11 protein-coding genes are annotated in these 14,498 nt (G+C 48.2%); all 11 read right to left on the bottom strand.

From position 1 onward, the window contains the following. Window positions 1–21: 21 nt before the first annotated feature. A complete protein-coding gene (gene hslO, locus OM416_RS29970; RefSeq protein WP_264935594.1) occupies window positions 22–942 on the bottom strand; it encodes an Hsp33 family molecular chaperone HslO in 921 nt (306 codons plus the stop codon). A 74-nt stretch (window positions 943–1,016) separates the two neighbouring features. Further along, a complete protein-coding gene (locus OM416_RS29965; protein ID WP_062838078.1) occupies window positions 1,017–1,787 on the bottom strand; it encodes a type III pantothenate kinase in 771 nt (256 codons plus the stop codon). Window positions 1,788–1,793: 6 nt separating this feature from the next. Further along, entirely contained in the window at window positions 1,794–2,660 is an 867-nt protein-coding gene (gene nadC, locus OM416_RS29960; RefSeq protein ID WP_264935593.1) for a carboxylating nicotinate-nucleotide diphosphorylase, read from the bottom strand. Beyond that, entirely contained in the window at window positions 2,657–4,288 is a 1,632-nt protein-coding gene (gene nadB / locus OM416_RS29955) for an L-aspartate oxidase (protein ID WP_264935592.1), read from the bottom strand. The genes nadC and nadB overlap by 4 nt, the downstream gene beginning before the upstream one ends. 35 nt (window positions 4,289–4,323) lie before the next feature. Further along, window positions 4,324–5,262, bottom strand: coding sequence for a quinolinate synthase NadA (nadA, locus tag OM416_RS29950; RefSeq protein ID WP_017691350.1), 939 nt, complete (start codon window positions 5,260–5,262; stop codon window positions 4,324–4,326). A gap of 299 nt (window positions 5,263–5,561) precedes the next feature. Then, window positions 5,562–7,607: an ATP-dependent zinc metalloprotease FtsH gene (ftsH, locus tag OM416_RS29945; RefSeq protein ID WP_264935591.1), complete on the bottom strand. Its 2,046-nt coding sequence runs from the start codon at window positions 7,605–7,607 to the stop codon at window positions 5,562–5,564. Between the two features lie 100 nt (window positions 7,608–7,707). After that, complete coding sequence (gene hpt, locus OM416_RS29940; RefSeq protein ID WP_017691352.1) at window positions 7,708–8,247, bottom strand: hypoxanthine phosphoribosyltransferase; 540 nt, start codon at window positions 8,245–8,247, stop codon at window positions 7,708–7,710. Window positions 8,248–8,299: 52 nt separating this feature from the next. Continuing rightward, on the bottom strand, window positions 8,300–9,739 hold the full coding sequence (tilS, locus tag OM416_RS29935; RefSeq protein ID WP_264935590.1) for a tRNA lysidine(34) synthetase TilS: 1,440 nt from the start codon (window positions 9,737–9,739) through the stop codon (window positions 8,300–8,302). Between the two features lie 44 nt (window positions 9,740–9,783). Beyond that, window positions 9,784–10,731 (bottom strand): serine/threonine protein kinase, encoded by a 948-nt coding sequence (locus tag OM416_RS29930; protein WP_169483002.1) that lies wholly within the window; start codon window positions 10,729–10,731, stop codon window positions 9,784–9,786. Continuing rightward, entirely contained in the window at window positions 10,715–11,467 is a 753-nt protein-coding gene (locus tag OM416_RS29925; RefSeq protein WP_264935589.1) for a VWA domain-containing protein, read from the bottom strand. The genes OM416_RS29930 and OM416_RS29925 overlap by 17 nt, the downstream gene beginning before the upstream one ends. A gap of 85 nt (window positions 11,468–11,552) precedes the next feature. Continuing rightward, the gene (spoIIE, locus tag OM416_RS29920) at window positions 11,553–14,060 is read right to left on the bottom strand and encodes a stage II sporulation protein E (protein ID WP_264935588.1); all 2,508 of its coding nucleotides are present in this window, start codon (window positions 14,058–14,060) and stop codon (window positions 11,553–11,555) included. Window positions 14,061–14,498: the final 438 nt, after the last annotated feature.

Below are 14,498 nucleotides of genomic sequence, written 5' to 3'. Positions count from 1 at the left end.
CGCATCCCGTCCCCGCATAGATCAGTTCTTGGCTTGCTCTAGGATGGTCTCAAGTTGTTCTTTGTTAAAGTCATAGGCTTCATTACAGAATTGGCAGACCACTTCAGCCTGGCCCTCTTCTTCAATTAATTGCTCCATCTCCGTTTGGCCCAGGCTGATCAGCGTCTTCTCTACCCGCTCACGTGAACACTCACAGCTAAAATGTATATCCAGTCCTTCCATCACTTGTACATCTGGCAACAATCGGCGAAGCAACTCTTCCAACTCAAGCCCCTGCTCCAGCAAAGTCGTCACTGGCGGCAACGTACTAATGGCGTTTTCGATCGCCGTGATCTCTGGATCTGTCAATCCCGGCAACAGCTGCATAATGAATCCACCTGAGACAATAACGGAATTATCCGTATCAACGAGCACACCAACGCCTACAGCAGAAGGAGTCTGCTCCGATTGGGCAAAATAGTACGTAAAGTCTTCGCCCAGTTCTCCTGAAATAATAGGCACACTGCCGCGGTATGGTTCTTTCAGTCCCAAATCCTTCGTTATGTTGATGAAGCCTTCGGTTCCAACTGCGCCTGCAACGTCCAGTTTTCCCACACTATTGCTTGGCAGATGTACATGTGGATTAGAAACATAACCCCGAACCTCGCCTTTCGCATTGGCATCAGCTACGATCTGTCCAATGGGGCCATCACCGTTGACTTGTATCGTTAACTTCTCTTCACCCTTGAGCATCGCACCCATAATAGCTGCTGTTGTAACTGTACGCCCCATGGCAGCTGTAGCCGTGGGAAACGTATCATGTCTTCTGCGTAGTTCCTCAACCAGTTGTGTCGTCTGGATAGCAAAGGCTCTTACCTTTCCATTCATTGCTGTACCACGAATTAACCGGTCATGCTTGTTGTTGTTTTCCAAGTCATTCAGCCTCCTTTGGCGTATCGCCATTTATAGTAGTAACACAGAAAAAACGGCACAACACTTAAGCTGTAATCTCAGCCCGCTGTATGCCGTCTCTATGCTCACCTTTCCCGGTTCCGCTCATATATAATACGCAGCCCTTCAAGCGTAAGCAGCGGATCAACTTCCTCTATACTACGGGTTTCTTCCGCAATTAGTGTAGCAAGACCACCCGTTGCAATGACTCTGGGTTTAGCTCCCATTTCTTCACGAATACGCTCCACAATACCATCTACCTGTCCTGCATAGCCATAGATAATGCCCGCTTGCATCGCATGAATAGTATTACGCCCAATGACCTTCTTGGGTTTCTCCAGCTCAATACGAGGCAGCTTGGATGCCCGCTCATAGAGCGCTTCGGTGGCAATGTGAATACCAGGTACAATAGCTCCCCCCAGGTAATGACCTTTCTCGTCAATACAGTCAAAGGTCGTTGCAGTACCAAAATCGACGACGACGAGAGGGCCGCCATACTTCTCAACGGCTGCCACTGCATTAACAATGCGATCTGCACCCACCTCACGTGGATTCTCGTATCGCAGGTTCAGGCCGGTTTTGATACCAGGCCCAACGAGTAACGGTTTTTTGCCTACATATTTCTCACACATCGCTTCGATTACATTCACCAGTGGAGGAACCACAGATGAGATGATGACACCTTCGATGTCACTTGCCCTGATGCCGGACATATGAAATAAATTATAAATCAATACGCCGTATTCATCCACTGTTGACTGACGTGATGTACTCAGACGAAAGTGGTGCAGCAATTCCCGGCCTTGATATACGCCGAGCACCATATTGCTGTTCCCCACGTCTACTACTAGAATCAAAGAGGTTCACCCCTCTTTCTTTTCATTTAAATCCAGGCTGATATCCAGGCTCTCAAAGGAATAGGTTAACCTGCCAACCGAAATTACATCCACACCGCTCTCTGCAATTCCACGAATGGTCTGGAGAGAGACGTTACCTGATGCTTCAACCTTCACATGCGGAGCCTGCTCACGAATGAGTTCAACCGCTTCACGCATCCGATCTGGATGCATGTTATCCAGCATAATGATATCTGCCCCGGCTTGCAAGGCTTCTCTCACCTGCTCCAGATTCTCAGTCTCCACTTCAATCGTCATCGTATGCGGAATAACGGTTCGTGCTCGCTGTACCGCTTCCGTAATTCCTCCTGCACCCTTAATGTGGTTATCCTTAATCATAACAGCATCGTAGAGTCCAAACCGATGATTCGCTCCTCCACCCACGCGCACCGCGTATTTCTCAAGTAACCGGTGACCCGGTGTTGTCTTACGTGTATCCACGAGCCTTGTCTCAAGACCATCCAGCACGTCCATATAGGCACGCGTACGCGTAGCTATTCCCGACATACGTTGCAGCAAGTTAAGTGCCAGTCGCTCACCCGTAAGCAGTGAGTGTGTACTTCCCTCTACCTCTGCTAAAATCGTTCCATGCGTGACCTTGTCTCCGTCTGTTACCTTCGGTGTAAATACAAGTTCAGGATCGACTACCTGAAATACGAGTTCAGCTACGGTCATGCCTGCAATGATACCATTATCTTTAGCATGTATAATGGCCTTGGATTGGTTACCTGCTGGGATCGTTACACTTGTTGTAACGTCACCTGCGCCAACATCTTCACGAAGCCAGTTTTTGATTGATTCGATAAGTCCCTCATTATATCCGTTCAGTATCATGACATCAATTCCTCCACAATCGCTTGTTCTCGCTGCTGCAGACTATGCTTCTGCCACACGACATCATCACGTGCCGGGAAATCCTCACGATAGTGAGCTCCCCGACTTTCCTCGCGGTGTAATGCTCCGCTGGTAACTAACCAGGCACAGGTCAGAAGGTTGGCGTACTCCAGCTCTTCCTTATGGGTGAGTGTCTGATCAAAAAATTGCAATTCCTGTTGCAGCTTGTCCATAGCCTTCTGCAGGTTCTCACCATTCCGGCGCAAGCCTACCTGACGAACCATCATTTTCTGTAGTCGTAAGCGTCTTTCGGATATCGGCTTTTGCTCTTTCATGATTTTACTATTCATGTCCATAGGTGAAGTCGCAGTTCCTCTTATTTGTAATGAACCAAGCGGAGAAAGTGATTGAATGCGCTCAACAATTCTCTGGCCAAATACAATTGCTTCAGACAAGGAGTTGCTTGCCAGACGGTTAGCTCCATGCACTCCTGTAGAAGATACCTCACCACAAGCGAATAACCGGGAGATGCTGCTCTCTCCACTAAGATCCGTTTTCACTCCGCCCATCATGTAATGGGCAGCAGGTGCAACGGGAATCCAGTCCGTTGTCATGTCCAATCCATAACGCATACAAGTCTCATATATGGTTGGGAAACGATGCTTGATCATCTCTGGCTGTTCATGTGTAATGTCCAAATACACAAAGGTGCTGTTGGTGGACTCCATCTCACTAACAATCGCTCGTGCCACGATATCGCGCGGGGCCAGTTCAAGCTGAGCATGATATCGATCCATGAAGCGTTCGCCCTTCACATTTCGTAAATATGCGCCTTCGCCGCGTACGGCTTCTGACACAAGGAAACGTGGTGCCCCCGGGTAACAAAGAGAGGTCGGGTGGAACTGGATAAATTCCATGTCACGAACGACAGCCCCAGCCCGGTAGGCCATGGCTACACCATCGGCAGTAGCTACATCCGGATTCGTCGTGTATCGGTACAATTGTCCTGCCCCACCAGAGCAGAGAACGGTTGCCTGTGCCTTCACAAACACTTGCGATCCATCTTCTTTCTGAATCAGGGCGCCGACACATTCCCCTCGATCTCGATCCGTAATCAGGTCAATAACAAAATGCTCATCCCATACTTCAATCCCGGGATGTTCATTCACTTCGACCGCAAGCGCACGTACAATCTCATATCCCGTTGCATCCCCGTTGGCATGCAAAATACGGCGGTGGCTATGCGCACCTTCCTGCGTCAACGCCAACTCGCCGTTCTCCAGGTCAAACAATGTACCCAGACGAATTAGTTCCTTCACTCCGTCCGGACCCTCATTCACCAATACCTCTACCGCCTCGGAGCGGCATAAGCCCGCTCCTGCAACGAGTGTGTCCTGCAAGTGGTAAGCAGGTGAATCATCTTCAGCAATAACCGCAGCGATGCCTCCCTGCGCATACCTGGTGTTACTTTCAAGTAATGACTTCTTCGTGATCATTAATACACGTTGTTGTTCACTTGCCTTAATGGCGGTGAACAAACCAGCAATCCCTGAGCCTATAACCAGTACATCCGTCTCTACCATCGGTAGCGCAGACAGATCAAAATCAACTAAATATTGCGGTATCATGTTATTCACCTGTCTTGGAGCAAGAGTAGCGCATCCTACTTCACCAACAACATGCGCTCTAGTGATTCTCTGGCTTTGTCGGCAACGGCTGGTGGCACATAGATCTGCGGCTTCATCGTTTCCAGGCATTTCACCAGTTTCTTCAAGTTGTTCACCTTCATGTTGGGACATACGAGGAACTTGGTCGCAAAATGGAACTGTTTATCCGGACTATCCAAACGAAGCTGATATCCGGTACCATCTTCGGTACCTACGATAAATTCCTTCGCTGATGAATTTTTGCAATACTCCAGAATAGCTGTTGTGCTGCCTACAAAATCACCCATTTCTACAACCTCAGGGCGACACTCTGGATGGACAACAAACTCTGCATTTGGATGCTTGGCTCTCATCTCCACCACATCTTTGACTGTGAGCATATCATGCGTGTTGCAGTAACCTTCCCAGATAATCATTTTCTTGTCTGTATGCTGCTGCACATAATGTCCCAGGTTTTTATCCGGCACCCAGATAATTTCGTCGGAATCTACCGATTGAATAACTCGAACTGCATTCGCTGATGTACAACAGATGTCAGTCTCTGCTTTGATCTCAGCCGAGGAATTGATATACGTAACTACCTTGGCATTAGGGTGTTGTGCTTTCAATTTGCGTAGTCCATCCACATTCACCATATCTGCCATCGGGCAACCCGCACGCTCATCCGGGATAATAACTGTTTTGTTCGGTGCCAGAATTTTAGCGCTTTCACCCATAAAGTGAACACCACAGAATACGATCACATCTGCATCTGTTTGTGCTGCCTTCTGGGCTAATAGAAACGAATCTCCACGGAAGTCAGCAACCTCCTGTACCTCGTCACGCTGGTAATAATGGGCAAGAATAATGGCATTACGTTCCTTCTTCAACTCCATAAGCCGCTCACGCAGCTCGCGGTTCATCTCAGCCTTGCGCTCTAAAGCCAGAGCTTCCACCTGTGATCCTCTCCTTTATCGGGACAGCGTCATGCGCTGTTTCGTAGGGCTAACCTAAGTCGTTATCTTCGCTTGAGAAACGAATCACAAGCGGTTTAACAACTAATTTACACAACGTTCACGACTCTGTCAATAAATGAAAAAGGCCCAGAACAGCGCCGTAACCACCCGTTTGCTAACTGGTTCGCCATCTAACTCCCGTTTATCTTTATCTATCCTCTTTTAAAATAATGGACAAAAAAAGAGAGCCCGAGGGCTCTCCTGATCTCACCTGCTGTCCTAGCCAGATGTATTATGCATTAAGACGTTGGCTTCGTTCCGCCATCATCCGGGTTATTGTTATTACCCTTTTCCAGATTCGGAGCTTCGTTCGGAATATCTCCGGCTGGTGGCTCAGGCGTTTCATCTTTACCTTGAATGCGGACACGCACATCACCAATGTTATCGATGATTGGCTCTCCGCCTTCAGTTGGCGTACCTTCACCATCATTGTCATTCTCTGCTTTTGGCGTCAAAGAACCTGTCTCGATCAATTGCTTGATCTGATCCATTTCCAAAGTCTCTACCTCAAGCAAAGTTTGAGCGATCAGGTGCATCTCTTTTGAATGTTTAACAAGCAAGTCCTTACACTTCTCATAACAGTCATTGATAAAACGTTGCATTTCCTGATCAATCTCGTAAGCAATGGAATCCGAGTAATTCTGTTCATGACCGATATCCCGACCAAGGAATACCTGTCCTTGTGAACTTCCGAATTGCATAGGTCCCAATTTCTCACTCATACCGTATTCCATAACCATGCTGCGAACAATACCTGTCGCTTGCTGGAAGTCACTGTATGCACCAGTACCAATTTCTCCGATGAACAATTCTTCAGCTACACGACCTCCGAGGAGTCCGGTTACTTTATCCAACAGTTCTTGCTTGGTAACCAACATACGGTCTTCTTTTGGCAACATGATTACATATCCACCCGCACGTCCGCGCGGAATAATGGTCACTTTATGTACCATATCAGCATGTTCGAGGAAGTATCCTACAATGGTATGACCTGCTTCGTGATAAGCAACGATTCGTTTTTCGCGGTCACTGATGACACGGCTTTTCTTCTCCGTACCTACGATGACACGGTCAATCGCTTCGTCAACTTCCTTCATGGAAATATCTTTACGGTTACGGCGTGCTGCAAGCAATGCCGCTTCGTTCAAGAGGTTTTCCAGATCTGCACCAGAGAAGCCTGTTGTACGTTTCGCGATAATATCCATCTTCACATCTTTGGTCAGTGGTTTATTACGGGAATGTACTTTCAGGACAGCTTCACGGCCTTTTACATCAGGGCGGTCAACCGTAATTTGACGGTCAAAACGTCCCGGACGAAGCAAGGCAGGGTCCAAAATATCTGCACGGTTCGTTGCAGCTATGATGATAATCCCTTCGTTAACTCCGAATCCGTCCATCTCAACGAGCAACTGGTTGAGTGTTTGCTCACGTTCATCGTGACCACCACCGAGACCAGCACCACGCTGACGTCCTACAGCATCAATCTCATCGATAAAGATGATACATGGCGCATTTTTCTTCGCATTTTCAAACAAATCACGTACACGTGATGCACCGACACCGACAAACATTTCCACGAAGTCGGAACCTGAAATAGTGAAGAATGGTACACCCGCTTCACCGGCTACGGCACGAGCGAGCAATGTTTTACCGGTACCTGGAGGCCCTACGAGCAATACGCCCTTAGGAATCCGTGCACCTACTGCTGCGAATTTCCGAGGATCCTTGAGGAAGTCTACAACCTCAACAAGTTCCTGTTTCTCTTCGTCAGCACCCGCAACATCTTCGAATGTAACCCGTTTCTTCTCTTCGTTATAGAGACGAGCACGGCTTTTACCAAAGTTCATTACTTTACCGCCGCCGCCTTGAGCCTGATTAAACAGGAAGAAGAACAGCAGGAACATAATGATCAAAGGAATAAAGGAAGTCAGCAACGTCAACCAGATGCTGTCACCTTTCATTGGCTCCTGATGATATTGGAAATTGTTAGTTTCACTTGCAGCTACAAGTTCACTAATTGCCTCATCCGTAGGAGGAATATACGTTGAGAAATTTTCTGATTTGGCGCCATCAGGTGCCTTCTTGTATTGACCGGTCACGAGGTACGTTTGACCGTTGAATTGAACCGTCAATTCAGAGACATTGTTGGCTTTGATCGCTGTGCGCAACTGATCATATCTAGGATTATCGGTGGCTTCGCCGCCATTGCTGACGAACTGGACTATCCCCACCACAACTAAAAAAAGAATCAAATAAAAACCAGAATTCCGGATGAACCGATTCATCCCCTACCTCCTCTCGAGACACTTTAATTATTTTAACATAGCCCGACATGGCTTCTCAACAGAAGCCAAGAACAGCTCAAGGCTTGGGTCGGGCAGGATATTAGCTACTGTAGACTTCCGGCTTCAAAATCCCGATATAGGGCAGGTTCCGGTACTTCTCGGCAAAATCCAAACCGTAACCAACGATGAACGCGTCAGGAATGTCAAAGCCTGTGTAATGAGCTTCCAACTCCACTTTACGGCCTGAAGGCTTGTCGAACAGCGTAACCACACGCACCGATTCGGCACCGCGGTTTTCTAGCAGTTCAATCAGATAGCTGAGTGTAAGTCCGCTGTCGATAATATCTTCGACAATCAGGACTTCCCGTCCTTCAACGGATACATCCAGATCCTTAATGATTTTGACAACACCTGATGACTTGGTGGAAGCGCCATAACTGGATACCGCCATAAAATCCATTTCAACAGGTACCGTTATGTTTTTAACCAAATCAGCCATAAATATAAACGCACCCTTGAGTACACAAATGACCAAAGGATTGCGGTTTGCATATTCGGCACTTAGTGTTGCGCCTAATTCCTTGACTTTACTCTGAATTTCTTCTTCACTGATCAATACTTCCTGAATGTCGTTCTGCAACTGTGCGAACCTCCTAAGTTATACTATGAAAGCCTTACCTGAACCATAACCACTACCCCTGAATCGCTGAATCGCCTACAGTCATGTACAGGATTGCGGAAGTGCCCTCCCTGACAGGAGCCACATTGGACCGTCGAACACCCGGTAACCAGATGATATGACCTGCTCCATCACATACCACAGGAATACGTGGACGGACAGATGGGGGGATTTTCTCATCGATGAAAATATTTTTCACCTTTTTGCTTCCGTTTAATCCCATCACTTTCATGGTATCTCCAGGTAACCGTGAACGCACAACCAGCGGCATAAGCAGTTGATCCGCATCAAACGCGGCTTGATCCGCCGATTCTGGTACATGATAGTCCTCGGGACTCACCGACACCAACCGAATATACCGGTTAATTTGGGTGAGTGAAAGCTCATAAGTTCCACTCCATTGCGCAAGACGATACTCGTAAGATTGATCCTGTACGTCTGTCCGTATGCCAAAAGAAATCAGATTATACTCCCGAGTGCAGGCGAGTGTCTGTCCTATATCCAGGCTCCAGGTCGTCACATGGGTCTCCATGACCTTGCGACGAATGGTTTCTATACGGGTAAAGTCGACAAAATCACTGTCCAAAGGCAGATAATTCAATATTAGTTTAATCAACCTTCGTTGTAAAGCGACATGTAACTTCAAGAAGGAAGGCACCTCAAAGGTTTGCCTTCCGCCGTTCACCTGCACTAGACACCTGTATGCGTCATATGCACTCTGCTCCATGAAATCGTCTTCATCACCCACAATTTCGGCAAGCCGATTCAATGACGGCGTGAGTTGTCCATTATACTGCCCCAAAAAAGGAAGCACATCCAAGCGAATGGCATTGCGCCGATATTTACGCAGGGAGTTGCTCTCATCATTGAAATACATAAAACCCTGGGTATTACAAGCTTCTACAAGGTCTGTCTTGTTTATACGAAGGCATGGACGAATAAGTTCCACATTTTTTTCTCGCCTTTTAAACTTCATTCCTGAGAGTCCCGACAAGCCGGTTCCACGAAGCAAATGAAGCATGACCGTCTCTGCCTGATCATCCGCATGATGTGCCAAAGCGATGCTTGCCGCATTATATTTGGCAGCCACTTCGTGCAGAAAGGCATATCGCTTGTTGCGGGCCGCTTCCTGTGGTCCTTGACCCGTTAGCTCCATATATGAAGGAACATCGGCCTTGATCCATTCAAAAGCAATCCCAAGCTGCTGTGCCAGTTCCATCATTTTCTCCGCTTCATCATCAGATTCACTACGGAAGCCATGATGCACGTGGGCACAGATCAATTCAAGTGGCACATGCCGCTTGCTGATCTCGTGCATGATATGCAAAAAAGCCACCGAGTCCGGCCCGCCCGATACTGCGACGACAATCCGATCCCCGGGAACCCATAACTGATGCTCTTCCGCTGCATCCAGCACGTTATTCACCAGCATGTTCCAGCGTAAAGCCTCCATACCTGTTCCTCATTCCTTGCGTTATGTATATGCACCCTCACAGATCAGAAACGTAGTGCATAGATGAGCACCCCAATAAGTAATATAACAGATACAGCAAATGCGTTCTTAAGCCAGCGCGGTGTTGTACTTTTGGAACGACGACGAAGAGGCGTGGGGCGTGCCATCATTTCCTTCCATCCTTGTGCCGCATGGCCTGCATCACGAAACTGACCTCGTAAGGCCTGTATCGTCCAATTGCGAAAAGGACCCAGTCGTTCACTGCGCTCCACCAGCGCTACGAGCTGATTCACACTTCGCAGTTGCGGCAACCCTTCGGCTGCAAGTGCCTTGAGCGCGTCTGCTTCAAGTACATGAATCAACAATAATGCAAAAGCAAATACATCATAGGTACCATCTGCTGTACGACTACCTGCATTCCAGAAACCTCGATCATACCATTCGGTGAACTGCTTGACGCTTCGACCAATCGACGTAACTCCGCCGTAGTCGATCAATTCCACCTGCCCATAATCGGATACCAGCACATTCTGAGGTTTGAGATCACCAAACACCCATCCAGCCTGATGCAATTGTGCCAGCTTCTGCAAGAGTCTAAGTCCAACCAGAAGTGTCCAGTCTGTCCCCTGACGCCGAATGAAGTGATGAAGAGCCTCACCTCGAACGTAACGCATCACATAAAAAGGAATATCCCGGCCACGAACGGCATAATCATCCACATCTTTAAGATAGGAAGGAATGCCGCTCTGCCGAAGGGCCTCATGATTACGCTGTAGTTGAAAAGATTTGAGCACATTGACTTCCGATTGCAGATCAACCGGATCAAATCCCATTTTTAGCGCGTAGTGTTTGCCATTTTCACCCCGTTGGACAAGAAAAACGATGCCATTGGCTCCTTTGCCCAGTAGCTTCCGAATCGTGTAACGACTGCGATTCCATTTCCCTGTAACCACTGTTCCTGGCGGGAAAGAGGCGTCAGACAACGTTGTCACCGAGCATCCCTTCTCTTTCAATGCGATAGTTCCCTTCTATTTCCTGCTGTTCCTCCAGTGTACCATAACGGTAAAAATCAATCACCTTCTGAATTGCAGGACCTGTCGGCGTTGCACCCTTCATCTGCAAACGTCCAAACAGGGACCGAACACGGCCGGGATCCGTTGTCCAGTCAATATCCATTACCGCATCTTCTCCACTGTGTCGCCCAGGAAAATGAAACACGGAAAGCTTGCTCTGACCAATACGCGCCTGCAAACTTAACATTAAATCGCGAATGCCTTCTTCTACCGCAGCCAGTTTGGGCTTCATGCTGGCACTGACGTCAATCAGCAATATTACCTGCAACGCTGTAGTCTCAGCCATATCATCCATTACTTCCACGACCTTGGCGCGTTGTGCAGGCTCCAGATCCGTTACCGTTTTGGGCTCCTTCTCTCCCAAAATTTGTGTTAACTCTCTATTAACCGCCTGCTGAATGGTCTGAACCACCGTTTTCCTTGTCATCATCTGCATGGTATGGGCAAGCTGCCGTGTACCTACAATTTGGCTAATTCCACCTCCGGCTCTGGCAATATCCTCAATCTCCCGGCTACCCAGCTCACCTATGGTTCCATAATCAATCACACCCACCACATTAACCGTAATCCCCTCTTCCTGCGCTTCGGCCGCTGCCAGCACCGGACTTGGTCCTACATTGGAACAACCGTCGGTGATCAACAAGATTTGCTTCATCCGATATCCCTCCGTTATTCATTACTCTCCAACTCTATGACTAGCATTGCCAGAATGAAGAGACTTCAAACAGAAGAATATGCAATTAACTGACGGTCCGTGGACGCTCCATCCGGTTGATGCCAGGCACACGTAGTGTGGCCCATTCAGGGCGGAAATGCTCTACTTTTCCAACAACCACGGTCATATCATCCAAAATTTCATGCTGCTGATATCTGATGACACTCTCAAGCAGGCAATCGGCCAAATCTTGCGGATCATCTGTATCAATCTCTTGAATAAGCCGCTTCATCCATAGCTCTTTGTTCACCGCATACCCCGGCGCATCATAGATGCCATCCGTCATCATAATGAGGATATCCCCCGGTTGCAGCTGTACCGTCACCAGATCCACTTCGATATCCTTAATAATACCGATTGGCAAATTACTGGCCGAAACTTGAATAACCTCCTGTCCACGTTTGATAAAGCTTGGTGTAGATCCGATTTTCATAAATGTGGTCTCCGCCGTATACTCATCAATCAGCGCCATATCAACTGTGGCATACATCTCTTCAGGTGAGCGCAACATCAGAACGGAGTTCACCGATTTGATCGCCAATTTCTCGTCCATACCCGACTGTAGCAACTGTTCCAGAATATTCAGAGCTGCGCTGCTCTCCATGCGCGCCCGTTCCCCATTGCCCATTCCATCACTGAGCGCCACCGCGAATGTACCGTTGCCTAACTCAACCGTACTGAAGCTGTCGCCTGACATCACATCTCCCCCTTTGGCAGCAGCAGCAACACCGGTGGTTACCTCGAACGTTTTGGCTGAACCAAACGTAACGGTCGCTAGTCCCTGACGAGGGTCGGTCATGGTCTCATGCAAGACGGCAATATGCTCGTCCAATACATCCGAGATCAGCGGAGCTATCATTTTCCGGCACTCATCGAATCCCCGTGTATATGCATGCACAATCTCAATCTCTACATTGCCCGCTTCCAGATTGATGATCTCGATAGAGTGAATGGACAGGCCCAGTGACTCCAGTGCGTCCCGGATCTGCTCCTCCTGTTGTACCATCTCCTCGCTTTCCCGCTGAATTTCTTTGGCCAGGTCCTCCATGACCTGAGATACACCGGACAATTGCTCTGCAACCAGCTGCCGGCTATCGATTATCTGGCGCTTCCATTGCATGTTATGTTGATGCAACCCATACTGGGCACGCATGACTTCAAGGACCTCTTCCGGTTTCGCACACACCCTGTTCCAGTCCACTGGAATCTGCTTGCCTGAAATCTCCGGGTTCCCTTCAATCGTACTCATCACATCCGTCATATATTTGTAGGTTTGAATAAACTTCGCATCCCAGCATTGTGTACGCTTGAAGCAGCTTGCACATGCGCCCTCGGCAACTGCATTCATGAAATGATCCATTCCACCTTCTTTCTGTACCGGCTCCCCCGCACCGGACATCTGATCAAAGCTGCGTGACAATTGACGGAATACTTGCGAGAACCGCGTTACACGCTCTGCAGTGATATCCCGTATCCGTTTGGCATACTCATGCTGGGACTTCGTATGATCCTGCGTGCCTGGTACATATTTGGATATCGCCGTCAGCAGGCTCTTCGGTGTCAACATAAACAGAACGATAGCTGCACATGTCTCCCATAATGAGTTCATCACATCGCCTGGTCCGCCCAGATATATCGAAAGAATGGACGAACCCAGCAGCATGCCCAGTGCAACCGCTGCACGTTTACCCTCTCGAAGCATACCCGCCAGCATCCCGGCAAAAGCAAGCAGGCTCATCTGATACACCGCTGACATGTCAGCCAGACTCAGAATCAAGCCGGTAATGACCCCAACCGAGGCTCCGAGGGGGGCTCCGCCCACCAGTGCAAAGATTAGAATGAGATAACGGGAGAGCATATGCTCGACGGACAAGGACTGGATTGTCCAACCTACGGCTCCCGTCATGACGGAAGCGAGCAATATGATCAGGCAGAGGATCTCCTCGTTCTTTAGGTTGAACTTTTTTTTGCGATAGGTGAAGATCGGTATGGCTTGTATAAAAACAAGGGTGAGCACGAAGCTTAGTACCGAATCCATCGTGAGCATCAGCATGGCGTACCAGCTGAAGGATGGTCCAATCACAACCGCGAATAACTTGACCATAAATGTAGTGGTAAACACCATCGTTGGTGCATAAGATAATTCAGCACGATCATATGACTCCAGTCCACGGAAGAGCAGATAGAAGATGGCGATCTCCGATGCAACAATGAGCGGTACTGGAAACGGTGCAAAGAGACTACCTGCGAGTAGCGCGGCACCTACCGGAATGATGTAATCCCTGCGCATGAATGCAATTACAGCGAAGTAAGCAATGGCAAAGGGTGATAATTCATTAAGAATCATGGCCTTTCCGAGCAGGAACCCCATAAACGTAAGCAGCAGTACCCATTTGCGGGAAGCAACCATTTGGACAGCCTTGCGGGAGCCAAGCCATTGTTTCAGACGTACCGACAGCTCCTCCCGAGCTTCCATACCTCCTTTACCTGCTTTCATTCCCGGAAATTGAATGACATTCCACTTTTCCATCATCCTCAAGGCACCCCATTCGATTAATTTGAATTTTCGTGTTTCGTTCTCGATGGTTCTGATTATAGATAGATTAGAAGACGTAGTTTGTCAGAATAGGTGGGCAGGGTCCAAAAAGTTTACGACAAAAGAAACGAGCTTGGCGCGGTGGTGCGAAACCCCCGGCCTTATTGTGGTTTCATTCATTCTCCTACTTGTTTCCGACAAGGGGAATGTCTGATTTTGAACCAAGGATGGTTTGGTCTCGCCATCATTTGAGCAGGATAGCTGTGGAATGCCACGGAAACCTGTCGGTAAAAAATGGTAGACGACAAATGTTCTTATCGTTCCATTTTGCCATGCAGAAAAACTGGGGATATGGAGCTTCACCTTACAAAAAAAGCTATTCAACTACTTATCTGTGAAAGTTGAAAGTAAACGCAAAAAAACCGTTAGCCCACG

It is taken from the genome of Paenibacillus sp. LS1, from assembly GCF_026013365.1.
GTDB lineage: Bacteria > Bacillota > Bacilli > Paenibacillales > Paenibacillaceae > Paenibacillus.
This window is presented reverse-complemented; position numbering and strand designations above follow the sequence as displayed.